Annotated in this window: 22 protein-coding genes and 1 tRNA gene; 17 read left to right on the forward strand and 6 right to left on the reverse strand. The window is 66.7% G+C overall.

Annotated elements, in window-relative coordinates; translation table 11 throughout:
• Positions 1–2 precede the first annotated feature (2 nt).
• From ACSQ3M_RS14865 to ACSQ3M_RS14885, 5 genes are all read left to right on the forward strand, one after another.
• Entirely contained in the window at positions 3–749 is a 747-nt protein-coding gene (locus ACSQ3M_RS14865) for a FadR/GntR family transcriptional regulator (protein WP_436150837.1), read from the forward strand.
• Positions 746–1,714, forward strand: a complete 969-nt coding sequence (locus ACSQ3M_RS14870; RefSeq protein WP_436150838.1) for a tripartite tricarboxylate transporter substrate binding protein — start codon at positions 746–748, stop codon at positions 1,712–1,714. Before ACSQ3M_RS14865 ends, ACSQ3M_RS14870 begins: the two co-directional genes overlap by 4 nt.
• A 189-nt stretch (positions 1,715–1,903) precedes the next feature.
• Positions 1,904–2,377 (forward strand): tripartite tricarboxylate transporter TctB family protein, encoded by a 474-nt coding sequence (locus ACSQ3M_RS14875; RefSeq protein WP_436150839.1) that lies wholly within the window; start codon positions 1,904–1,906, stop codon positions 2,375–2,377.
• A 6-nt stretch (positions 2,378–2,383) separates the two neighbouring features.
• Positions 2,384–3,889 carry a tripartite tricarboxylate transporter permease gene (locus ACSQ3M_RS14880; RefSeq protein WP_436150840.1) on the forward strand — a complete coding sequence of 502 codons (1,506 nt, stop codon included), beginning with the start codon at positions 2,384–2,386 and terminating at the stop codon, positions 3,887–3,889.
• Positions 3,890–4,034: 145 nt separating this feature from the next.
• The gene (locus ACSQ3M_RS14885) at positions 4,035–4,799 is read left to right on the forward strand and encodes an HpcH/HpaI aldolase family protein (protein ID WP_436150841.1); all 765 of its coding nucleotides are present in this window, start codon (positions 4,035–4,037) and stop codon (positions 4,797–4,799) included.
• Here the strand turns inward: ACSQ3M_RS14885 and ACSQ3M_RS14890 are convergent.
• The 3 genes from ACSQ3M_RS14890 to ACSQ3M_RS14900 form a co-directional block, all read right to left on the reverse strand.
• On the reverse strand, positions 4,796–5,755 hold the full coding sequence (locus ACSQ3M_RS14890; protein ID WP_436150842.1) for a Bug family tripartite tricarboxylate transporter substrate binding protein: 960 nt from the start codon (positions 5,753–5,755) through the stop codon (positions 4,796–4,798). The genes ACSQ3M_RS14885 and ACSQ3M_RS14890 overlap by 4 nt on opposite strands.
• A 269-nt stretch (positions 5,756–6,024) precedes the next feature.
• The gene (locus ACSQ3M_RS14895) at positions 6,025–6,501 is read right to left on the reverse strand and encodes a MarR family winged helix-turn-helix transcriptional regulator (RefSeq protein ID WP_436150843.1); all 477 of its coding nucleotides are present in this window, start codon (positions 6,499–6,501) and stop codon (positions 6,025–6,027) included.
• A gap of 313 nt (positions 6,502–6,814) precedes the next feature.
• Entirely contained in the window at positions 6,815–6,979 is a 165-nt protein-coding gene (locus ACSQ3M_RS14900) for a hypothetical protein (protein WP_436150844.1), read from the reverse strand.
• Between the two features lie 23 nt (positions 6,980–7,002).
• Between ACSQ3M_RS14900 and ACSQ3M_RS14905 the strand changes: the two genes are divergently transcribed.
• From ACSQ3M_RS14905 to ACSQ3M_RS14945, 9 genes are all read left to right on the forward strand, one after another.
• Positions 7,003–7,785: a class II aldolase/adducin family protein gene (locus ACSQ3M_RS14905; protein ID WP_436150845.1), complete on the forward strand. Its 783-nt coding sequence runs from the start codon at positions 7,003–7,005 to the stop codon at positions 7,783–7,785.
• A gap of 56 nt (positions 7,786–7,841) precedes the next feature.
• Entirely contained in the window at positions 7,842–9,794 is a 1,953-nt protein-coding gene (locus ACSQ3M_RS14910) for an FAD-binding monooxygenase (protein ID WP_436150846.1), read from the forward strand.
• 250 nt (positions 9,795–10,044) lie between these two features.
• Positions 10,045–11,076 carry an ABC transporter substrate-binding protein gene (locus ACSQ3M_RS14915; protein WP_436150847.1) on the forward strand — a complete coding sequence of 344 codons (1,032 nt, stop codon included), beginning with the start codon at positions 10,045–10,047 and terminating at the stop codon, positions 11,074–11,076.
• An 8-nt stretch (positions 11,077–11,084) separates the two neighbouring features.
• Complete coding sequence (locus ACSQ3M_RS14920) at positions 11,085–11,966, forward strand: ABC transporter ATP-binding protein (protein ID WP_436150848.1); 882 nt, start codon at positions 11,085–11,087, stop codon at positions 11,964–11,966.
• Positions 11,963–12,832: an ABC transporter permease gene (locus ACSQ3M_RS14925; protein WP_436150849.1), complete on the forward strand. Its 870-nt coding sequence runs from the start codon at positions 11,963–11,965 to the stop codon at positions 12,830–12,832. The genes ACSQ3M_RS14920 and ACSQ3M_RS14925 overlap by 4 nt, the downstream gene beginning before the upstream one ends.
• Positions 12,832–13,758: an NADPH-dependent oxidoreductase gene (locus ACSQ3M_RS14930; RefSeq protein WP_436150850.1), complete on the forward strand. Its 927-nt coding sequence runs from the start codon at positions 12,832–12,834 to the stop codon at positions 13,756–13,758. The genes ACSQ3M_RS14925 and ACSQ3M_RS14930 overlap by 1 nt, the downstream gene beginning before the upstream one ends.
• A 73-nt stretch (positions 13,759–13,831) precedes the next feature.
• Positions 13,832–14,956, forward strand: a complete 1,125-nt coding sequence (locus ACSQ3M_RS14935; protein WP_436150851.1) for a RuBisCO large subunit C-terminal-like domain-containing protein — start codon at positions 13,832–13,834, stop codon at positions 14,954–14,956.
• The gene (locus tag ACSQ3M_RS14940) at positions 14,949–15,413 is read left to right on the forward strand and encodes a cupin domain-containing protein (protein ID WP_436150852.1); all 465 of its coding nucleotides are present in this window, start codon (positions 14,949–14,951) and stop codon (positions 15,411–15,413) included. The genes ACSQ3M_RS14935 and ACSQ3M_RS14940 overlap by 8 nt, the downstream gene beginning before the upstream one ends.
• Positions 15,414–15,548: 135 nt before the next feature.
• Entirely contained in the window at positions 15,549–15,998 is a 450-nt protein-coding gene (locus tag ACSQ3M_RS14945) for an RrF2 family transcriptional regulator (RefSeq protein WP_436150853.1), read from the forward strand.
• Between the two features lie 64 nt (positions 15,999–16,062).
• On the opposite strand, the gene ACSQ3M_RS14950 is transcribed toward ACSQ3M_RS14945, so the two are convergent.
• From ACSQ3M_RS14950 to ACSQ3M_RS14960, 3 genes are all read right to left on the reverse strand, one after another.
• On the reverse strand, positions 16,063–17,640 hold the full coding sequence (locus ACSQ3M_RS14950) for a carboxylesterase/lipase family protein (RefSeq protein ID WP_436150854.1): 1,578 nt from the start codon (positions 17,638–17,640) through the stop codon (positions 16,063–16,065).
• A gap of 292 nt (positions 17,641–17,932) precedes the next feature.
• Positions 17,933–18,007, reverse strand: a tRNA-Glu gene (locus ACSQ3M_RS14955).
• Between the two features lie 117 nt (positions 18,008–18,124).
• A complete protein-coding gene (locus ACSQ3M_RS14960) occupies positions 18,125–19,255 on the reverse strand; it encodes an alkene reductase (RefSeq protein WP_436150855.1) in 1,131 nt (376 codons plus the stop codon).
• 179 nt (positions 19,256–19,434) lie between these two features.
• Between ACSQ3M_RS14960 and ACSQ3M_RS14965 the strand changes: the two genes are divergently transcribed.
• Genes ACSQ3M_RS14965 through ACSQ3M_RS14975 form a run of 3 tightly spaced genes read left to right on the forward strand, consistent with a single transcriptional unit; the run spans position 19,435 to position 21,426 of the window.
• Positions 19,435–20,235 (forward strand): ComF family protein, encoded by an 801-nt coding sequence (locus ACSQ3M_RS14965; RefSeq protein ID WP_436150856.1) that lies wholly within the window; start codon positions 19,435–19,437, stop codon positions 20,233–20,235.
• Positions 20,236–20,291: 56 nt separating this feature from the next.
• Complete coding sequence (gene grxC / locus ACSQ3M_RS14970) at positions 20,292–20,552, forward strand: glutaredoxin 3 (RefSeq protein ID WP_436150857.1); 261 nt, start codon at positions 20,292–20,294, stop codon at positions 20,550–20,552.
• A gap of 10 nt (positions 20,553–20,562) precedes the next feature.
• On the forward strand, positions 20,563–21,426 hold the full coding sequence (locus ACSQ3M_RS14975; RefSeq protein ID WP_436150858.1) for a carbon-nitrogen hydrolase family protein: 864 nt from the start codon (positions 20,563–20,565) through the stop codon (positions 21,424–21,426).
• Positions 21,427–21,458 lie beyond the last annotated feature (32 nt).

The raw sequence follows: 21,458 nt of genomic DNA on the forward strand, positions 1-21,458 counted from the left end.
GCATGCAGCGTGGCAGCAAGCCCGGAAAGATCGGCGCGATGGTCGCGGCACTCGGGGCCGCGATCGTGCGTGGCGAGATCGCGTCGGGAACCGTGCTACCGGCCGAGCCTGAGCTGGCCGAGCGCTATGGCGTTGGCCGCAGTGTCGTCCGCGAGGCCGTGAAGACCCTCGTCGCCAAGGGCCTGCTCACCGTGCGCCCGCGCCACGGCACGCAGGTGCGCGCCCAGCACGACTGGACGTTGCTCGACCGCGAAGTGCTCGGCTGGATGCGCAGCGAGGACGGGCTCGACCGCGACCTGCTGCTCGCTTTGGAGGAGACGCGCGAGATCATCGAGCCGGAAGCCGCGGCGCTGGCGGCGATCCGCGCTACGCCCGCGGACCTCGCCAGCATCCGCGCGGCGCTGGCCGCCATGGAGGCTGACCAAGACGATCCGCAAGCCGCCATCGCTGCCGACAAGCGCTTCCACCTTGCGATCCTCGACGCCACCAACAACCCGATCCTGCGCAGCTTCCGCGGCGCGATCGATACGATCCTCAGCGCGATGTTCGATTTCACCGTCGACGTCTTCGCCGGCAACCTCGCCAACCATGCCGCGGTCGTCGATGCGATCGCCGAAGGCGACGCCGAGCGGGCCCGCCAGGCAATGCGGCAGGTGCTTGGCTACACGCGCGACCACATGCTTTCCAGCCTCGCTCTCGCGAGTGGAACCAACCCGACCCAAAAAACCAAACAGGGAGAAACGCCATGAAATTCGCAAAGCTGCTACTCGCTGCCGCCGTCGCTGCGGTGTCGCTGCCCGCCTTCGCCGCCTGGCCTGAGCGGCCGATCACCCTGGTCGTGCCCTGGGCCGCCGGCGGCGGCACCGATGCGGTCGCGCGCATCCTCGCCGCCGGGCTGGAGAAGGAACTCGGCAAGCCGGTCAACGTCGTCAACCGGACCGGCGGCGGCGGCGTGGTCGGCCATACCGAGATCGTCAACGCCAAGCCGGACGGCTACACGATCGGTCTCGCGACGGCCGAGGTGACGACCTTCTATTGGTCGAACACCGCGCCCTTCACCTATGAGAAGCTGACGCCGATCGCGCTGGTGAATTTCGACTCGGCCGCCTTCAATGTCGCGGCGAACTCGCCCTGGGCCGATCTGCGCGCGGCACTCGACGACATCAAGAAACAGCCGGCCGGCAAGTACAAGCTCTCCGGCATGGGCGCGGGCGCCGCCTATCATCTCGCCTTCGCCGGCCTGATGCAGCTCGAAGGCATCGATCCCAAGGCGGTCGTCGTCGTACCGAGCCAGGGCGCGGCGCCCGGCTTCCAGGAACTGGCCTCCGGTGGCGTCCAGATCGTCCCTTCTTCCCTGCCCGAGGGCAAGCCGATGTTCGATGCCGGCCGCGTCAAGTCGCTGGCGGTGATGTCAAAGGAGAAGATCGGCGCCTTCCCGGCTGTGCCGACGGTCAAGGACGCGATCGGCAAGGATTATGAGGGCGGCACCTGGCGCGGCCTCGCCGCCCCGGCCGGCCTACCGGCTGACGTGACGGCCCGCCTCGTCGAAGCGACGGAGAAGGTCGCGAACTCCGAGGCCTACAAGTCCTTCCTCGCCGAACGCGGCTTCGGCTACGCCTTCGCCAAGGGCCCGGCCTTCGGCACCTTCCTCGCCACGCAGCACAAGAGCAATGGCGAGATCATGGGCGCGCTCGGCCTGCGCCTGCGCCAGTAGCAGCCACATCGTCATTCCGGGGCTTCGCGCCGCGAAGAGCCCGGAACCCATAACCGCGACGCAAGCAGGAAAAGCGCCTCCTGCTCAGCGCTTACTGGATATCTGCCGTGTTCATGGATTCCGGGCTCAGGCCTTCGGCCTGCCCCGGAAAGACGATGTAACACCGGGCAAGATCAGCGGATCCCAGTCATGAAGTTCAACGATCTCTTCGGAGGCCTCGTCTTCCTTGCCCTGTCGGGCCTGGTCGCGTTCGCCTCCTGGAACCTGCCGAACCCCTCGCAGCAGCCCCTCGGCCCCTCGGCCTTCCCGCTGATCCTGTCTGGGCTGCTGGCGCTCTGCGCCGCGATCCTCGCGGTCAATGGTGCCCGCACGACGCAAGCCGGCCCATTGGTCGGCCTTGCGGACTGGGCCCGCAGCGGTAGTGCGCTCGCGCGCCTGCTGCTCGTTCCGGCAGCCGTGATCTTCTACATGCTCTTCGCCGAGACGCTCGGCTTCCTGATCTGCGCGACGCTGATCCTCACCGTCCTCTTCCTCGCGGGTGGCACCAGGCCGTTGCAGGCCGTCGGGCTGTCGCTCGTGGCCGCGCTCGTCATCCACTCGATCTTCTATCTCGCCCTCAGCGTGCAATTGCCCTGGGGACCGCTCGAACCTTTGCGCTGGTAAGCCGCCATGCTCGACGCCTATGTCACCGCGCTGGGGATGGTTCTCGATCCCTATGTGCTCTTCGTCATCACCGCCTCGGCGATCTACGGCCTCGTCGTCGGCTGCATCCCCGGCCTCTCGGCGACGATGGCCACCGCGCTGCTGGTACCGCTGACCTTCTTCATGCCGCCGGTGCCGGCGATCGCCGCGATCGTCACCACTTCGACCATGGCGATCTTCTCCGGCGATATTCCGGGTTGCCTGCTGCGCATCCCGGGCACGCCGGCCTCGGCCGCTTATGTCGATGATTCCTACCAGATGACGCTGCAGGGCAGGCCCGAGCTGGCGCTCGGCATCGGCCTGTGGTTCTCGGTGCTCGGCGGCCTGTTCGGCACGGCGGTGATGATGGTGGCCTCGCCGGCCATCGCCGATTTCGCGCTCGGCTTCGGCTCGGTCGAGTTCTTCTGGATCGTCATGCTCGGGCTCGGCGGCGCCGTCTTCATCGGCTCCTCGACGCCGCTCAAGGCCTGCATCTCGCTGCTGATCGGCCTGCTGATCGCGATGATCGGCATGAACAACCCGGCCGGCCAGCCGCGCTTCACCATGGACTCGACCGAGATGCTCGGCGGTGTCTCGCTGATCCCGATGATGGTCGGCATGTTCGCCTGCTCGGAGGTGATGCGGCACATGGTCTCTGACGGCAGCGCCCCGCATGCCGTGGTCACGAAGATCGGGCCGATCTTCGCCAATATGTGGCGCCTGACCAAGCAATACCCCTGGCAGCTCATCCGCGGCAGCGCGCTCGGCACCATCATCGGCATCCAGCCGGGCAGCGGCGCCGACATGGCCGCCTGGATGTCCTATGCGATGAGCAAGCGCTTCTCGAAAACGCCGGAAAAGTTCGGCACCGGCCATCCCGAGGGCCTGATCGAGGCCGGCGCCTCCAATAACTCCTCGCTGGCCGGCGCCTGGATCCCGGCTCTGGTCTTCGGCATCCCCGGCGACTCGATCACGGCGATCGCCATCGGCGTGCTGATGATGAAGAACATGGCGCCGGGGCCGACGATCTTCGTCAACAACCCCGAGAACGTCTATGCGGTCTTCCTGGTCTTTGTCATCGCCAACCTGCTGATGCTGCCGCTCGGCTGGGCGATCATCAAGATCGCCACGCGCGTCCTCTCCGTGCCGCGGCGCGTGCTGATGCCGATCATCCTGCTCTTCGCCATCGTCGGCTCCTACGCGATCAACAATTCGCTGTTCGACGTCGGCGTCATGCTCGCCTTCGGCGTGCTCGCTTTCATACTCGAGGAGAACGATTTTCCGGTGGCGCCGGTGATCCTCGGCGTCGTGCTCGGACCGCTGCTGGAAGAGTATTTCATCAACTCGATGATCAAGTCCGACGGCAGACTGATCGGCCTGGTCGACCGACCGATCGCCGCCGTCCTCGCCGCGATCACGATCGGCATCATCGGCTGGACCGTCATCGCATCGCTGAGAGGTGGCAAACCTAGCAAGCAGCCCGCGCAAGGCTGACGTGGCGCAGAGCCACAGCAGCCCGGCGACCTGATGCTGCCTGGCTCCTTCACACGGCTGGGCTGGGCGGCTAAGGCGATACGTTGCACGCCGATTTCGGGCCGCTCGGTAGCGTCTCCGTGCAGTTCGTCTGAGAGGAAACGCCGTGGACCTGCCTCCCAACGCCTTCAAGGCCGCTCTTGCCCGCGGCGAACTCCAGATCGGGTTGTGGAGCAGCCTGTGCAGTCCGATCGCCGCCGAGATCATCGGCCATAGCGGCTTCGACTGGATCCTGGTCGACACCGAGCACTCGCCGAACGAGCCGCCGGCCGTGCTCGCCCAGCTTCAGGCCATGCAGGCCGGCACCGCGACGCCGATCGTGCGCCCGGCCTGGAACGATCCGGTGCTGCTGAAGCGCCTGCTCGATATCGGCACGCAGGCTGTGCTCGTGCCCTTCGTCCAGAATGCCGAGGAAGCCGCCAAGGCTGTCGCCGCCTGCCGCTATCCGCCGGCCGGCATCCGCGGCATCACCGTGAGCGGCCGCGGCAGCCGCTATGGCCGCGTGCCGGATTATCTCAAGCGCGCCGATGCCGAGATCTGCGTCCTCGTGCAGGTCGAGACCGGCGAAGCCTTGAGCCAACTCGAAGCGATCGCCTCGGTCGACGGCGTCGATGGCGTCTTCATCGGCCCGGCCGATCTCTCGGCCTCGCTCGGCCATATCGGCAATCCCGGCCATCCCGAGGTGCAGGCCGCGATCAAGGATGCGGTCGAGCGTTTAACGGCGCTCGGCAAGCCGGCCGGGATCCTGACCCCGTCCGAGACCGATGCCCGTCGCTATATCGAGTGGGGCTATCGCTTCGTCGCCGTCGGCTCGGATCTCGGGCTGCTGACGAAGAACGCCGACGCTCTGGCGAAAGCGTTTGCCCGCTAGCCCGGCTTGATGCCGGCCTCCTCGACCACGCGATTGGCGCGCTGGGTCTCGGCCTCGATGAACTTCGCGAAACTTGCGGCGTCCTCAGTCACGGCTTCGGCGCCGAGTGCTGTCAGCTTCTCGACGATCTCGCGATCCTTCGAGGCCGCCTGCACCGCCGCATTGACGCGCTGCACCGTCTCGGCCTGCAGGCCCTTCGGCCCCCACAGGCCGTACCAGAGCGTGAAGTCGATATCCGCCAGGCCGAGCTCGCCGGCGGTCGGCACGTTCGGCAGGAGCTTGCTGCGCTGCGCGCCCATGATCGCGAAGGCGCGGACTTTCCCGTCGGCGATGAACGACAGCGCCGAGCCAAGCGGGGCGACCATCAGCGGGACCTGGGCGGCAACCACGTCGGTGATCGCCGGGGCCGTACCGCGATAATTGACCAGTTCCGCGCTCGTGCCGGTGCGGCGCTTGAAGCTCTCGGTGGCGAGGTGGCCCATGCTGCCCAGCGCTGAATTAGCGAAGGTGTACTCGGCGGGCTTGGCCTTCATGTCGGCGATCAGCGCCGGCATGGTCGCGGGAGTCTTGGTCGAGCCGATCAGCACCATCGGCGAAGTCGCAAAGCGCGAGATCGGCGTGAAATCGCTCAGCGGATCGTAGGACACACTGCGCATCACGTGCTTCGCCATGATGTGGATGTCGGCATTGGTTAGATAGGTCGTGCCGTCGGGCGCGGACCTCGCGACGTCGGCGGCGCCGAGCGTATTGCTGGCGCCGGCCTTGTTCTCGACAACCCAAGATTCGTCGAGCGCGGGAGCGATACGCTGGGCATAGAGACGCCCGATGACGTCGATCGCGCCGCCCGCAGCAGCGGGCACGACGAGCCTTACGATCTTGCGTTGAGCAAAGGTGGTGCTGGGGGCGAGCGCGCTGGCGGCGAGCCCCATCAAGGCGACACGTCGTGTGATGATCACCAGGATTTCCTCCAGCTATGGCCGCCTTGCCGGCGGTTCTCGAGTCACGTCGAAAGGGCCGTCTGCGATCCCGATCTCGTCGTGGAGCGGGCCCGCCAACGACAGGCGCTGGCGGCTCCAGCCGATCAGCTCACGAGATAAGAACGCATACTCATTATCAGTATGCACCACATCTTGAACCTGTCAAACCGCATGCTCACGAACCCCGAGACATCAAAGCTCGTGAAACTGCCCTGACCGCGATCTCGATGTCGGGAAACGCCGGGCCGTCAGGCCGCGTCGGAGGAACGCACAGCAGCCAGTCGCAGCGGCACGCGCGAGGCGTCGTTGTTGAGCTCGACCAACTGCGCGAGCATCCGCATGAAGGCCTCGCGATCCTCGGGCACGAGCGGGGCGAGGATGCGCTCCTGGGCCCGCTGCGCCAGCGGCTCGGCCTCCTGCAGGACGCGCTCGCCCTTGGGCGAGAGATGCAGCACCTTGATGCGCTTGTCGTCCTTGCTGCCCGAGCGCAAGATCAGCTCCTTCGCCTCCATCCGCTCCAGGACATTGCCGAGCGTCGAGCGGTCGAAAGCGACGAGAGCCGACAGGCGGGTCGCGTCGATGCCGGGATTCTCGCGGACCGTGACCAGCGCCGCATACTGGACGGGCGTGAGGTCGACCGGCGCACATTCCTCGAGGAAGATCGAGACGGCGATCTGCTGCGCACGCCGAATGAGATGGCCGGGCATATGATAGATATCGTCCATCGGCATCATCACTTTGCTTTGGTGAAACAGCAGCAGGTCTCGCCGCCTGAATGTCAGAACCGCAGATTGTTTGTCAGCCGGCCGAGGTGAATATTACCCAGCCAGATCGGCGAGCTTCCGCTATAGATCGTATGCTTTCATTCCGTAAGCGGTCAAACTGAGCCCAACCCCACGGCCCGGAGCGACGGCGTATCTCGATCATCCATTCGCGCCCTCGGCCCCGCCCTGCAGTGCGCCACGACACCCGAAGCCCCGGCCCGGTTGACAGCTCAAAATCTGCGCGTATCCTGTTAATCAGTATACGGACGATCTATTAGAGATCGAGCAGATGGGAGGATGGCCCGGCGATTTCCGGCTTCGGGAATCCGCGCTGCCGCAATGCCTTCGCCCCCTCATCGATCTCTTCTGATTGTCTGCGCTGGCACGGCAAACCGACTGCTGCACCGGCATTGGCTGGCCTGTAGAACGCTTCGATCAAGGCGATTTCGGAGAGACCGACCTATGTGCACTTCCGACCATGGCAACCACCCCATCGCCGTCGACGTGGCCGATACCGCCACCGCCTCGATCGCGCCGTCACCGGAGATCGTTGCGGACCTCGTCGCGGCCAATCACATCCTGTTCGATCAGGGCGTCGTCGATGCGTTCGGCCATATCAGCGTGCGCCATGACGGCCGGCCCGACCGCTTCCTGCTCGCCCGCAACATGGCGCCGAGCCGGGTCGAGGCCGAAGACATCGTCGAGTTCACGCTCGATGGCGAGGCGGTGAACGCCAACGGCCGCAAGGTCTATCTCGAACGCTTCATCCACGCCGAGATCTTCCGCAAGCGCCCGGACGTGATGGCTGTGGTTCACAGCCACTCGCACTCGATCGTGCCCCTCAGCGTCGTCAAGGGCACCCGGCTCCGGGCGATGTTCCATATGGCGGGCTTCGTCGGCCAGGGCGCGCCTGTCTTCGAGATCCGCGAGGCCGGCGGCGACGCGACCGATCTCTTGATCAGCAACAATCATCTCGGCCGCGCCCTCGCCGAGCATTTCGACGGGCATGACATCGTCCTGATGCGCGGCCATGGCTCGACCGTCGTCGGCGGCTCGATCAAGCAGGCGGTCTACCGGGCCGTCTATGCCGAGCTCAACGCGCGCTATCAGCTCCAGGCGATGCAGCTCGGCGACGTCACCTATCTCACCGAGGGCGAAAGCCGCGCCTGCGTCGCCAGCATCGAGGCGCAGGTCCATCGGCCCTGGGAGATGTGGCTCGAACAGGCCCACGCCCGCCGGCGCTGACCGCGTTAGGCCAACGCAAACGCCTCGATCATTCCGCCTCGTTGAAGGGGGCCTCCATGCAGTTTCATCTCAACGGCTTTCGGACCGGCGATCCCGCCGTTTCCGAGCCTGCTTCCGATCTCCCGGCGTCCTCGGCCAGCGCCTCCCTGCCGAGCGAGGTCGATGTCCTCATCGTCGGCTGCGGCCCCGCGGGCCTGACGCTGGCGGCGCAACTGGCGGCCTTTCCCGAGATCAAGACGCGGATCGTCGAGCAGAAACCCGGACCTCTGGAGCTCGGCCAGGCTGATGGTATCGCCTGTCGCACCATCGAGATGTTCGATGCCTTCGGCTTCTCCGAGCGGGTGCTCAAGGAGAGCTACTGGGTCAACGAGACGGTGTTCTGGAAACCCGACGCGAACCAGCCTGAGACAATCGTCCGCAGCGGTCGCATCCAGGATGTCGAGGATGGGCTCTCCGAGTTCCCGCATGTGATCCTGAACCAGGCGCGGGTGCATGACTTCTTCCTCGACGTGATGCGGCGCTCCCCTAGCCGGCTGGAGCCGGACTATTCCAGGCGCCTGCTCGATCTGCAGATCGACACCGCCCGCAATGCCGACTGCAGCGCGTCATCGCACCCGGTGACGGTGCAACTGGAGCGCCTCCATCCCGCATATGAGGGAGAGGTCGAGACTGTCAGGGCGCGCTATGTCGTCGGCTGCGACGGCGCCCGCAGTGCTGTGCGCAAGTCGATCGGGCGTAACCTGCATGGCGATTCAGCCCAGCAGGCCTGGGGCGTCATGGACGTGCTTGCCGTCACCGATTTCCCGGATGTTCGGCTGAAGGCGCTGATCCAGTCCGCTGGCGAAGGCACGATCATCATCATTCCCCGCGAGGGCGGCTATCTGATCCGTATCTATGTCGAGCTCGACAAGCTCAGCGAGAACGAGCGGGTCGCGAGCCGCAACATCGGCGTGGAGCATCTGATCGCCGCGGCGCAGCGCATCCTGCGACCCCACTCGTTCGAGGTGAAAGAGGTCGCCTGGTGGTCGGTCTATGAGATCGGCCAGCGCCTCTGTGACAAGTTCGACGACGTGCCGGCCGACGAGGTCGGGCAGCGCCTGCCCGCCGTCTTCATCGCCGGCGATGCCTGCCATACCCACAGTCCGAAAGCTGGCCAGGGCATGAACGTCTCGATGCAGGATGCGTTCAACCTGGGCTGGAAGCTGGCTGCGGTCCTGCGCGGGCAATCCCCGCCACAGCTGCTGCACAGCTATTCGGCCGAACGGCAGGCGATCGCCAAGGAACTGATCGATTTCGATCGCGAATGGGCGAAGATGCTGAGCGCGCCCCTGAAGACCTCGGCCACTGGCGAGGGCGTCGATCCCAAGGAGGTCGAGGCCTACTTCGTCAGGCACGGTCGCTACACCGCGGGAACCGCAACCCGCTATGCGCCCTCGACCCTGACCGGCCAGGCGACCCATGCCGGCCTGGCAACAGGATTACCGATCGGCGCACGTTTCCATTCAGCTCCGGTGATCCGCCTCGGCGACGCCAAGCCGGTCGAGCTCGGCCATGTCGCGCAGGCCGACGGCCGCTGGCGCCTGTTCGCCTTCGCCGACAGGGCCGATCCGTCCTCGGTAACGTCTCGCCTGCGGGCGCTTTGCGACTTCCTGGCGGACGCGCCCTCCTCGCCCCTGCGCCGGCACACGCGGCCGGGCGACGACATCGATGCGGTCATCGACCTTCGCGCCATCCTCCAACAGGCCCACCGCGATGTCGCCGTGGAGACGCTGCCGAGCCTGCTCCTGCCCCGCAAGGGTCGGCTCGGGCTCGTCGACTACGAGAAGGTGTTCTGCCCCGACCTTCGCAGCGGTCAGGACATCTTCGATGCCCGCGGCATCGATCGCGAGCGCGGCTGCCTGGTGATCGTGCGGCCCGATCAGTACGTCGCCAATATCCTGCCGCTCGATGACCACGCGGCGCTAGCCGCCTACTTCGCCGCTTTCATGGCACCACAGGGTTCCCAGTGAACGTTTCTTAAAGAGAACGATACACCCGCAAACCGCCCCTGGACCCTCGCCTTCAATTGGAGAGGCGTGGATTTGTTGGCCAAGAGGATAAATCTTCCTCGGCCACTGCGCTCAGAGCAATAAACAACCCTCGCCATCTGTTCTTTAAAAAGAACATTCTCGTTGACGCTTGCGCCGTCGAGCCGCAAGTTTCGGCATGGCTCGGCGCGGTCTGGGGCACGGGCCGCCGCAGCGTTTTCAGGAGTTCGAGATGGCGATTTGGAACAACTTCTTGTCGCGCCGACAGGCGGCCGCACTGATGGTCGGCACGGCGCTGTCGTTCGGTATCGCCGGCGCGGCTTCCGCCGCGGAGGGCCAGTTGCGCATCGCCAAGCAGTTCGGCGTCGTCTACCTGCTGCTCGATGTCGCTGCCGAGCAGAAGCTGATCGAGAAGCACGGCAAGGCCGCCGGCGTCGACATCAAGGTCGAGTTCCTGCAGCTCTCCGGCGGCGCGGCAGTCAACGATGCCCTGCTCTCGAACTCGATCGAGATCGCTGGTGCCGGTGTCGGCCCGCTGTTCACGCTCTGGGACCGCACCAGGGGCAAGCAGAACGTCAAGGGCGTCGCCTCGCTCGGCAACTTCCCCTACTACCTCGTCACCAACAACCCGAATGTGAAGACGATCGCCGACTTCACCGGCAAGGACAGGATCGCCCTGCCCGCCGTCGGCGTCTCCGTGCAGTCGCGCGTCCTGCAGTGGGCCTCGGCGAAGCTCTGGGGCGACAAGGAATTCGACCGGCTCGACAAGATCAGCGTCGCCCTGCCCCATCCAGAAGCCGCCGCCGCGATCATCAAGGGCGGCACCGAGATCACCGGCCATTTCGGCAACCCGCCCTTCCAGGAGCAGGAACTGGCCGAGAGCCCGAAAGCCCGCATCGTGCTGAATTCCTACGAGGTCCAGGGCGGGCCGGCTTCCTCGACCGTGCTTTATGGCACCGAGAAATTCTACAAGGACGCGCCGAAGACCTATCGTGCCTTCCTCGATGCGCTCGACGAAGCCGCAAAATTCATCGCCGCCAACCCCGATGAGGCCGCCGACATCTATCTCAAGGCGAATGGCGGCAAGGGCGACCGCAGGCTCCTACTCCAGGTCATCAAGAACCCGGAGGTGACCTTCAAGGTCGAGCCGCAGAACACGCTCGGCCTCGGCCAGTTCCTGCACCGCGTCGGCGCGATCAAGAACGAGCCCAAGGCACTGTCGGATTACTTCTTCACCGATCCGCGCATCGCCGCGGGCAGCTGAGCGCCGGCATGACGCTCGTCGCCGAGAGACGGCCGCAGGACAGCCCGCTGCCTTCGCATCGCGCAGCCACACGGGCCGAGGCGGGGCAGGTCTCGTCCACCCTGCCCGCGCCGCTCCTGCAGGTCGACGGCGTCAGCCTCGAATACCGCACCGCCGAACATATCGTGCGCGCCACGCACCGGGTCGGCTTCGATGTCTACGAGGCCGACCGCTTCGTGCTGCTCGGCCCGTCCGGCTGCGGCAAGTCGACCCTGCTCAAGGCGGTCGCCGGGTTCATCGCCCCGGTCGAAGGCGAGATCAGGCTCGGCGGCCGACCGGTCAGCGGGCCCGGCCCCGACCGCATCGTCGTCTTCCAGGAGTTCGACCAACTTCCGCCCTGGAAGACCGTGTTGCAGAACGTCACCTTCCCGCTCACGGCCTCACGCACGCTGGCGCGCCGCGAGGCCGAAGAGCGGGCGCGCCATTATGTCGAGAAGGTCGGTCTCGCCAAATTCGCCGACAGCTACCCGCACCAGCTCTCCGGCGGCATGAAGCAGCGGGTCGCGATCGCCCGCGCTCTCGCCATGCAGCCGAGCATCCTCCTGATGGACGAGCCCTTCGCCGCGCTCGATGCGCTGACCCGGCGCAGGATGCAGGAGGAATTGCTCGCGCTTTGGGACGAGGTCCGCTTCACCCTGCTCTTCGTCACCCATTCGATCGAGGAGGCGCTGATCGTCGGCAACCGGGTCGCGGTGCTCTCGGCCCATCCCGGCCGGCTGCGGGCGGAGTTCAACAGCCACGAATTCGATCTTGCCAGCACCGGCGGGGCACCATTCCAGGCGGCCGTGCGGCGGCTGCACGAGCGGCTGTTCGAGCATGAACACGCCGGTGCAGTAGAGGCGAAGCCATGAGCCTCGCCCAGCCGCCGATCCGGCCGGAATACGACCAGCCGCTGCCGCCTTTCGTCGCGACGGCGCTCGAGCGTCCCCGTCCGCTGGTCGAGCGGCTCGCCGGGCAGGGCTGGCTGCGCAAGGGCCTGATCCTCGTCGTCCTCGCCCTGCTCTGGGAGGCGCTGGCGCGCTGGCAGGACAACGATCTGCTGCTGCCCACCTTTCTTGCCACGGTTCAGGCCCTGTTCGAGGGGCTGGCGAGTGGCGAACTGCTCCAACGCGCCCGGCTCTCGCTGGTCGTACTGGCGCAGGGCTATGTGGCAGGTCTGGCGCTTGCCTTCCTGCTGACGACGCTCGCCATCTCGACCCAGATCGGGCGCGATCTGCTCTCGACGCTGACTGCGATGTTCAACCCGCTGCCGGCGATCGCGCTGCTGCCGCTCGCGCTGCTCTGGTTCGGTCTCGGTTCGGGCAGCCTGATCTTCGTGCTGATTCATTCGGTCCTCTGGCCCGTCGCGCTCAACACCTTCGCCGGCTTCCAGGGCGTGCCCGACACACTGCGCATGGCCGGCCGCAATTACGGGCTCACGGGCCTGCGCTATGTCTTCGGCATCCTGGTGCCGGCGGCGCTGCCCGCGATCCTGTCGGGCCTCAAGATCGGCTGGGCCTTCGCCTGGCGCACGCTGATCGCCGCCGAGCTCGTCTTCGGCGCCTCCTCGGGCCGCGGCGGCCTTGGCTGGTACATCTTCCAGAACCGCAACGAGCTCTATACCGACAAGGTCTTCGCCGGCCTGCTCCTGGTGATCCTGATCGGCCTCACCGTCGAGAACCTCGTCTTCGCGGCGATCGAGCGGACGACGATCCGGCGCTGGGGCATGGCGCGCTGATGCCGTTGTCCTCGCTGACCCATGCCTTCCTGAACGGGTTCCCGACAATGACCGCTGCCTTGCACACCGCCGACGCCCCTCGTTCCGCGCTCTCGGAGGTTTCGGCTGAAGACGACGCACAAGCGCTGCTGCTTGCGCGCTATCGCGCCGAGGGCCAGCCGGAGCCGGCGCACTGGAACGAGGTCATCGGGCAGATCCTGGCGCATCGCTCGGTGCGCTCCTACAAGCCCGATCCGCTGCCCGAAGGCACGATCGAGACGCTGGTCGCGGCGGGGCAATCTGCCGCCAGCTCCTCGAACCTGCAGACCTGGAGCGTGGTCGCAGTCTCCGACCACGCCCGCAAGGCGCGCCTCGCCGAGGTCACCGGCAACCAGAAGCATATCCTGCAGGCCCCGACCCTGCTGGTCTTCCTCGCCGATCTCAGCCGTCTGGGCGAACTGGGAGCCGCTCATGAGCACACGGTCGACGCGCTCGACTATCTCGAAACCCTGTTCGTCGGCATCATCGACGCGGCGCTCGCCGCGCAGAACGCCGTTCTGGCCGCCGAGAGCCTCGGCCTCGGCACGGTCTATATCGGCGCGCTGCGCAACGATCCCGAACGGGTCGCCAGGGAGCTCGGGCTGCCGCCGAAGGTGTTCCCCGTGTTCGGCCTCTGCGTCGGCTATCCCGCTCCCGAGGTCGTCACCGGCATCAAGCCGCGGCTTTCGCCCGCTCTCGTCCTCCACCGCGAGCAATACGGCGCCGGCTACGCGCCGGAGCCGGTCGCGGCCTATGACGGCGCGATCCAGGACTTCCAAAGCGAGCAGAAGATCCCGCAGGTGCCGTGGTCGCGCCAGGCGCTCGCCCGCGTCGCCGGCCCGCAATCCCTGGGCGGGCGCGACCGCATCCGCGACGCCCTGACCGCGCTTGGCTTCGCGCTGCGTTGAGGTGCACTCACATCGGCGGCGCTATAAGGGTGCGGGAACGGAATGGCGGAGCCCTGCTTCGGCGGGATCGACGATGAGCTGGATCGAAGTCACCTATCATCTGCGCGGCGCGCCTGAGGATGCCGAAGCGCGCGCCCGGGCGATCGCCGTCGAGCAGAGCATCGAGATGCCGCCCGAAGCGGTCGACGATCCCTTCGTTCTCGGCGAGATCCTCGGCCGCGTCGTCGCAGTCGAGCCGAGGGGCAACGGCCTGCACGCGATCCGCGTCCTGCTCTCCGCCACGACGGTGGGCGACGATGCCGGCCAGCTTCTCAACATGCTGTTCGGCAACTCCTCGCTGCACGATGATCTGACGCTTGCCGACTTCGCCCTGCCGCCGGAGTTGCGGGCCGCGCTCGGTGACGGTCCGCAGATCGGCCTCGACGGCCTGCGTAAACGGGTAGGCGCCGGAGCGCGGGCCCTGACCTGCTCGGCCCTGAAGCCGCAAGGGCTGCCAGCGGAAGAGCTGGCGCACCTGGCGGAAGCCTTCGCGCTCGGTGGCATCGATTACGTCAAGGATGATCACGGGCTGGCGACACAACGCTACAGCCCGTTCCCGCGACGCGTCGCAGCCTGCGCCGCCGCGGTGCGCCGCGCCGTCGCGCAGACGGGTCATCCGACCCGCTACGTGCCAAGCCTCTCAGGCAGCCTCGACGCCGTGCGCGAGCAGTTGCGCATCGTCACGGAGGAAGGGCTCGACACCGCGATGGTTGCGCCGGCGATCCTCGGCCTCGCCAATGTCCAGCAGCTTCGCCGGGACTATCCTGATATCGCCTTCTTCGCCCATCCGAGCCTGGCGGGCGCGGCGCGGATCGATCCGGCCTGCCTGACCAAACTCTGGCGGCTCGCCGGCGTCGATGCGGTGATCTTCCCCAACCATGGCGGCCGCTTCGGCTATTCCGCGCAGACCTGCCGGCGCATCGCCGAGGCTGCGCTCGCGCCCGAGCCGGGACTAGCGGCGAGCGCCCCGGTTCCAGCTGGCGGCATGAGCGTGGCGCGCGTGCCGGAGATGCTCGACTTCTACGGCCCCGACGTCATGCTGCTGATCGGCGGCAACCTGCTCGCCGAAGGCGACAGGCTGAGCGAAGCCACGGCCGAGTTCGTCGCGCAGGTCCACCACCACTCGCAAGCGCAAGCCCGGGCAGAATCCCATGTCTGACGCCATCAAGGACGAGACATTGCTGCGCCGCCACGAAGACGGCTTCGGCTGGCAAGGCGTCGAGCGCCTCGCCTACAAGCAGGATGGCGATGCGCCGTTCCGCGACGTCTCCCGCCAGATCCTGTTCTCGCGGCCCGATCTCGCCGGTGAGCTGCGCTATTTCGAGGTCGGCCCTGGCGGCCATACCACGCTGGAGCGCCACGGCCATGTCCACGGCGTCGTCATCGTGCGCGGCCGTGGGCGCTGCCTTGTCGGCTCTGAGGTGAGCGAGATCGGCCCGCTCGACCTCGTCACCATCCCCGGTTGGACCTGGCACCAGTTCCGGGCCGCGCCCGACGAGCCGCTCGGCTTCCTCTGCCTGGTCGACGCCGCCCGCGACCGCCCTGCTTTGCCGACGCCGGAGGAGCTGGCGACCTTGCGAGCCTCGCCGGAGATCGCCGCCTTCCTCGACGGCTGAGCGCAGCCGCAACATCGTCGCTGGATGTCTGTCCGCTGAGAGCATCATTCTGCGCGTCCCCCTCCGTAACCGTCCTCGCTTTGCAGTCCCCGCAAAATAGATCGATATACTGTACCTCTATGCGGGGGGCCGGCAGTGCTGACCAACAAGGGCAAATACGGCATCAAGGCGATGGTCCACCTCGCCAGGCTCGAGGCCGGCGAGACCGCCCAGATCGCCGAGATCGCCCAGCGCAACAACATCTCGAAGAAGTTTCTCGACGCCATCCTGCTGGATCTGCGCAATGCCGGCATGCTGCGCAGCAAGAAGGGTCCGGGCGGCGGTTACGCGCTGGCGAAGCCGGCCCGGACCATCAAGGTCGGAGCGGTCATCCGCGCCCTCGAAGGGTCGATCGCGCCGATCGACTGCGCCAGTCAGTCGGCCTTCAGGCCGTGCCAGGATTGCGCTGACATCGAAGCTTGCATCGTCCGCTCGGTGATGCGGGAGGTGCGCGACGCGATGGCGGCAGTCGTCGACAATACGACCATCGCCGATCTCCTCGGCCGCGCCGCAGCGCGCAAGCCGGAGATCGATTTCGCGATCTAAATCTATGTCTCTAGTAGACGAATTATCACGAGAACCTATTTCAATTGGAGGGGTGCGGCTGCTTCTAGCGCTCCCAGACTTCGCAGGAATGGCGCTTCGCGAAGGCCGCATCCGCTTCGATCCTGTCGCCTTCGGGATGCAGGGTCATGGTCTCGACCTTTGGCCAATCGGCGGACGGCATGCTGCTCTTCGAGAAGCGGGCGACATAGCCCAGCATCCGGTCCGACAGGGCCTTCTGCGCCCGCGTCCAGGCAGGGGCGTCCGCCTGCTGCTCGTTCGGATAACCGCTCTGGAAAACGTATGGGATGTCCGAATTGTGAAACGGCCCATCGACGGGCTCGTCGACATGGAAGATCGTCGTCGGCGCCTTCGGATCGGCGAATTCGTAGGAGAAGACCGGAATCGCGCTCGAGACGACCTTGATCCATTGCCGGACCTCGCAACCCCAGCGATCGCTGGCCAACGCGATGTCCGTGCGGGTCGGGGAGCCATAGGTGGCGACATTATAGATCTCGGCGATCCGCGCGCCGTTCGGCCGTGACGCAATGGTCTTCGCCAGGGCGTCGGCACTGAGAGGCGGCTGGCCGCTAGCCCGGCGTGCCTGCAGGAAGAAGCCCTGCTCTTCGCTCGTGAAGCCGACCAGCACGGGCACCTTGTGGAACTCGCCGCGGCCAAACAGTGTCATCGGAGTCTCGGGGATGGTCTGCCTGTCGACGACCATCTGCCAGCCGGCCGCACGCGTCGCCGCGCCGCCGCCCGCCTCGAAGACCTCCTCTGTGGATTTCCCCCGCATGCAGGCGAGCAGGTCCGTGGCGGAGCTGCATCCGGCCTTCTCGACCATCCGCGTCGTCGGACCCTTCTGGCGCTCCTCCTCCGCTGAAACAGCGGAATGGAGCGGCCCAACCGGCAGGCTCATCGCGATCGCCCGCTGGAACAGGCCGGCACTCTCCGGCGAGACCATGTGCACCGCCACGGAATAGGCACCCGCCGATTGCCCGATGATGGTGACATGATCGGGATCGCCGCCGAACGCCCTGGCGTTCGCCTTGACCCAGCGCAGGGCCGCCTGCTGATCCATCAGCCAGAAATTGCTGCCCGATTGCGCGAAGGACGCCAGGCCGAAGGCGCCGAGGCGGTAGTTCACGCCGATCACGACATGGTCCGCCTTCTCGGCGAAGACTGAGCCGTCGATGTCCTGCGAGGCGCCTGCCACCGAGGCTCCGCCGTGGAACCAGACCAGCACGGGGCGCGGCGACGTTGCGGGAGCCGCCGGCCGGTAAACATTGAGATAGAGGCAATCCTCGTTGCGATAGAGCTGGATCGGCTTCACCCAGCCATTCTGGACGCATTTACTCGCATGGGCGGTGGCGGAACGGGTGCCCGGCCATGGTTTCACGGGCGCGGGCTTCGCCCATCGGAGCTCCCCGACCGGAGGTGCTGCGAAAGGTACACCGAGGAACTGATCGACGCCTCCTTTGGTGACGCCTTCCAGCGTACCGCCATCGACGGAGGCCTTTGGCCCCGCCTGTGCCGCCGAGAGACCCAGGCTCAGGCTGCAGGCCGCAGCCATTACGAGTTTGGCCGCAGCCCTGCCGAGAATGCCGCGCTCCATGGTGCCGCCCCTTGTTCTCGCGCCATCCATTGCAGCGTGGCGCCTGACTGGACAAAGTTTTGCCGCGCCGACGACATGCCGCAATCCCGATAAACGCTATGGATTCATAAGGCAGGGCTATCAATGCTGGGGCGCGGCACGCCCGGCAGCGACTGGAAGAATGACGAGCGCCCGCCGCCGCATCGATGCCGCGGATTCTGTCAGCCCTGCTGACGCGCTGGCGTCCAGAATAAGGTAGGGGCGCCGATCAGGAAGCGGCCGGGTCAGCCGCACGCCTTGTTAGACAGGGGTTCCCGGAAAAATTAGATACTCGGGGAAACCATGGCGCTCCCATGGGGAATCGAACCCCAGTTTTCGCCGTGAGAGGGCGACGTCCTAACCGCTAGACGATGGGAGCAGCGCGGCAAGGCCGTCCGTATAATCGGCACCGGACCGCGCTGCAAGCCCTTCCGTGCAGTCGTGGCAGAAAAACCTGCGGGCAGAAAACAATGTCCGCAGGAGCACGTCGGCTGCCTCAGCCCGCGGCGTGCGAGCGCTCGGCCGGCGCGAGCGCCGGATAGTCGGTGTAGCCCTTGCCGTCGCCGCCATAGAAGGTCGCGACATCCGGCGTGTTGAGCGGGGCGTCCAGCCTCAGCCGCTCCGGCAGGTCGGGATTGGCGATGAAGAGTCGGCCGAAAGCGATGAGGTCGGCCTCGCCCTTCTCAACCGTCTCGATCGCGAGTTCGCGGTTGAAACCGTTATTGGCGATGTAGGCGCCACGGAAGGCCTTGCGAAGCGCCTGATAATCGAAGGGCAGGTAATCGCGCGCATCGCGCGTCGCGCCCTCGACGACATGGATGAAGGCGATGCCGCGCTTGTCGAGCTCGGTGACGAGATGACCGAACAGAGCCTGCGGATCGGTATCGCGGGCATCGTTGGCCGGGCTCACCGGCGAGATGCGGATGCCGACGCGCTCCTTCGGGAACACCTTGGTCACCGCGTCGACCACCTCCAGCGTCAACCGCACCCGGTTTTCGATCGATCCGCCATAGGCGTCCTGCCGATGGTTGGAGCCGTCGCGCAGGAACTGGTCGAGCAGGTAGCCATGGGCGCCGTGCAGTTCGATGCCGTCGAAGCCGGCCGCCTTGGCGTTCTCTGCCGCCCGGACGAAATCGGCGATGATGCCGGGGAGCTCGTCGAGCCCGAGTGCGCGCGGCTGCGAAACCTCGGCGAAGCCGCTCTCGATATAGGTCTTGGTCTTGGCCAGCACGGCCGAGGGCGCGACCGGCGCCTGGTTGCCGGGCTGCAGCGAGACATGGCTGACGCGCCCGACATGCCAGAGCTGCGCGAAGATCCGCCCGCCCGCTTCATGCACTGCGTCGGTCACCGCCTTCCAGCCGGCGACCTGCGCGTCGCGATAGATGCCGGGCGTCCAGATATAGCCCTGGCCCTGCTGCGAGATCTGCGTCGCCTCGGTGATGATCAGCCCGGCGCCGGCGCGCTGGCGGTAGTACTCGACATTGAGCGCGTTCGGGGCATCATCGTGCTTGTTGGCACGGTTGCGGGTCAAAGGCGCCATGGCGACGCGGTTCTTCAGTTCGAGATCGCCAAGGCGGAACGGCGTGAACAGCCTGGGTGAGGTGGCGGAGGCACCGGCATGACTCATCGTGGCGATCCTTGTCGCGAGGCGGCCATAAGGCCGAGGGAGACATCCATGGCGCCAGTCACCGTCATGCGGGCCGGAGCCGTCGCAAGGAACATAGGCGACATGGCAGGAATTGGCAGGGGCCGACCTGTCCCGCTCACGAGAAGGCGAAGACGCTCTCTTCGCGGACCCGATCGCGCATGAGCCTTTCCGAAAATCCCGAGCACGTAGAAAAAACGCTCTTCTCGCGCTGGTTGCGTCGCGGGCGCAGCTGGTTGCGCAGCGGTACGACGGGCGTCGTCAGCCTCGTCTATCCGCCTTCATGCGTCAGCTGCCGGGCCGCCACGAGCGAGGCGCAGGGCTTGTGCCCGCAATGCTGGAGCGGGCTCAGCCTGATCGAGCGGCCCTATTGCGAGCGGCTCGGCACGCCGTTCGAGGTCGATCTCGGTCCGGGGCTGATCTCGCCGGCCGCGATCGCCGATCCGCCGGTCTTCGCCCGTGCCCGTGCCGCCTGCCGCTTCGACGGCACCGCGCGCGAGCTGGTGCACCGGCTGAAATATGGCGACCGGACCGAGCTTGCCCTGATGCTCGGGCGGATGATGGCGCAGGCCGGCCGCGAACTGATCGGCGAGGCTGACCTCATCGTGCCGGTGCCGCTGCATCGCTTCCGCCTGTGGACAAGGCGCTTCAACCAGGCGGCGGCGCTAGCGGCGACGATCAGCCGGCAATCCGGGCGGCCCTGCGCGCCGCAGGCGCTCACCCGTGTCAAGCGGACGAAGCAGCAGGTCGGGCTGACACGGGCGCAGCGCGCCGACAACCTCCAGGGCGCCTTCAAGGTCCTGCCCGCCATGCGCCCGCAGGTCGAGGGCCGGCGCATCCTGCTCGTCGACGATGTGCTGACCACCGGCTCGACGGCCAATGCCGCCTCGCGCGCGCTGCTGCGCGGCGGAGCGGGCGCGGTCGATGTGCTGACCTTCGCCCGGGTCGTGACGGAAGCGTGACGGCTCCCTATATTGCGAGGTGAAGTCGTCTTTCAGGACAGGCCCAGGACAGCAGGATGCCGCAGGTCACGATCTACACCACGGGCTGGTGCCCGTATTGCCATGCCGCCAAGGCACTGCTGACCAAGAAGGGTGTCGCCTTCGAGGAGATTGGCGTCGACGGCAAGCCGGCGCTGCGCCAGGAGATGACGGCAAAGGCCAGCGGGCGCACATCTGTGCCGCAGATCTTCATAGGCGAGCGCCATGTCGGCGGCTCCGACGACCTGCACGCGCTCGATGCGCGCGGCGAACTCGACCCGCTGCTCAAGGCAGCCTGAGGAGAAGCCGATGACCGCGCCAAGCTTCACCGCCGCCTGCGTCCAGATGCGCTCTGGCCGCGACCCGCTGCGCAATCGCGACGACGCGGTGCGCCTGATCCGCGAGGCGGCGGCGGCCGGCGCGCGATTTGTCCAGACGCCGGAGGTCACCAATCTCTGCGAGCGCGATACGAAGCGCCTGCGCGAGATCTGCCAGAGCGAGGATGAGCACGAGGTGCTGGCTGGGCTGCGCGAGGCGGCGCGTGAGACCGGGATATGGCTGCAGATCGGTTCGCTTTCGGTCAGGGTCGGCGAGAAGATCGCCAACCGCGCCTATATGATCGACCCCGAGGGCGAGATCGTTGCGCGCTACGACAAGATCCATCTCTTCGACGTCGATCTGCCCAATGGCGAGACCTGGCGCGAATCCAGCACCTTCTCCGGCGGCGACAGGGCGACCGTGGTCGAGACGCCTTGGGGGCTGATCGGGATGTCGATCTGCTACGATGTCCGCTTTCCCTATCTCTACCGTGCCGAGGCCGAGGCCGGCGCCTTCATGCTGACCGCGCCGGCCTGCTTCACCCGCCAGACCGGCGAGGCGCATTGGCAGGTGCTGCAACGGGCCCGCGCCATCGAGAACGGCGCCTTCATGATCTCGGCGGCGCAGGGCGGCCTGCACGAGGACGGCCGCGAGAGCTACGGCCACTCGATCATCGTCGATCCCTGGGGCCGCGTGCTGGCCGAGGCCGGCAACGAGCCCGGGCTGGTCATGGCCGAGATCGACCTTGCTCTGGTCGCGGACGCCCGCCAGCGTATCCCGACCTTGCGCCACACTCGGTCCTTCGCGGTCGAGACCCGCAAGGGCGATCAGCCCCGACTCGACGCGGCCGAGTGAGCATGGCAGCAAAACTTGTCGCGGAACGGCCG

It is taken from the genome of Allobosea sp. LjRoot90 (genome assembly GCF_964254315.1).
GTDB lineage: Bacteria > Pseudomonadota > Alphaproteobacteria > Rhizobiales > Beijerinckiaceae > Allobosea.

Bases quoted from the DNA above. Each gene is read 5' to 3' on its own strand.
- ACSQ3M_RS14865 (WP_436150837.1), top strand. From the start codon at position 3: ATGCAGCGTGGCAGCAAGCCCGGAAAGATCGGCGCGATGGTCGCGGCA.
- ACSQ3M_RS14870 (WP_436150838.1), top strand. From the start codon at position 746: ATGAAATTCGCAAAGCTGCTACTCGCTGCCGCCGTCGCTGCGGTGTCG.
- ACSQ3M_RS14875 (WP_436150839.1), top strand. From the start codon at position 1,904: ATGAAGTTCAACGATCTCTTCGGAGGCCTCGTCTTCCTTGCCCTGTCG.
- ACSQ3M_RS14880 (WP_436150840.1), top strand. From the start codon at position 2,384: ATGCTCGACGCCTATGTCACCGCGCTGGGGATGGTTCTCGATCCCTAT.
- ACSQ3M_RS14895 (WP_436150843.1), bottom strand. From the start codon at position 6,501: ATGGACGATATCTATCATATGCCCGGCCATCTCATTCGGCGTGCGCAG.
- ACSQ3M_RS14905 (WP_436150845.1), top strand. From the start codon at position 7,003: ATGTGCACTTCCGACCATGGCAACCACCCCATCGCCGTCGACGTGGCC.
- ACSQ3M_RS14910 (WP_436150846.1), top strand. From the start codon at position 7,842: ATGCAGTTTCATCTCAACGGCTTTCGGACCGGCGATCCCGCCGTTTCC.
- ACSQ3M_RS14915 (WP_436150847.1), top strand. From the start codon at position 10,045: ATGGCGATTTGGAACAACTTCTTGTCGCGCCGACAGGCGGCCGCACTG.
- ACSQ3M_RS14920 (WP_436150848.1), top strand. From the start codon at position 11,085: ATGACGCTCGTCGCCGAGAGACGGCCGCAGGACAGCCCGCTGCCTTCG.
- ACSQ3M_RS14925 (WP_436150849.1), top strand. From the start codon at position 11,963: ATGAGCCTCGCCCAGCCGCCGATCCGGCCGGAATACGACCAGCCGCTG.
- ACSQ3M_RS14930 (WP_436150850.1), top strand. From the start codon at position 12,832: ATGCCGTTGTCCTCGCTGACCCATGCCTTCCTGAACGGGTTCCCGACA.
- ACSQ3M_RS14935 (WP_436150851.1), top strand. From the start codon at position 13,832: ATGAGCTGGATCGAAGTCACCTATCATCTGCGCGGCGCGCCTGAGGAT.
- ACSQ3M_RS14940 (WP_436150852.1), top strand. From the start codon at position 14,949: ATGTCTGACGCCATCAAGGACGAGACATTGCTGCGCCGCCACGAAGAC.
- ACSQ3M_RS14950 (WP_436150854.1), bottom strand. From the start codon at position 17,640: ATGGATGGCGCGAGAACAAGGGGCGGCACCATGGAGCGCGGCATTCTC.
- ACSQ3M_RS14960 (WP_436150855.1), bottom strand. From the start codon at position 19,255: ATGAGTCATGCCGGTGCCTCCGCCACCTCACCCAGGCTGTTCACGCCG.
- ACSQ3M_RS14965 (WP_436150856.1), top strand. From the start codon at position 19,435: ATGAGCCTTTCCGAAAATCCCGAGCACGTAGAAAAAACGCTCTTCTCG.
- grxC (WP_436150857.1), top strand. From the start codon at position 20,292: ATGCCGCAGGTCACGATCTACACCACGGGCTGGTGCCCGTATTGCCAT.
- ACSQ3M_RS14975 (WP_436150858.1), top strand. From the start codon at position 20,563: ATGACCGCGCCAAGCTTCACCGCCGCCTGCGTCCAGATGCGCTCTGGC.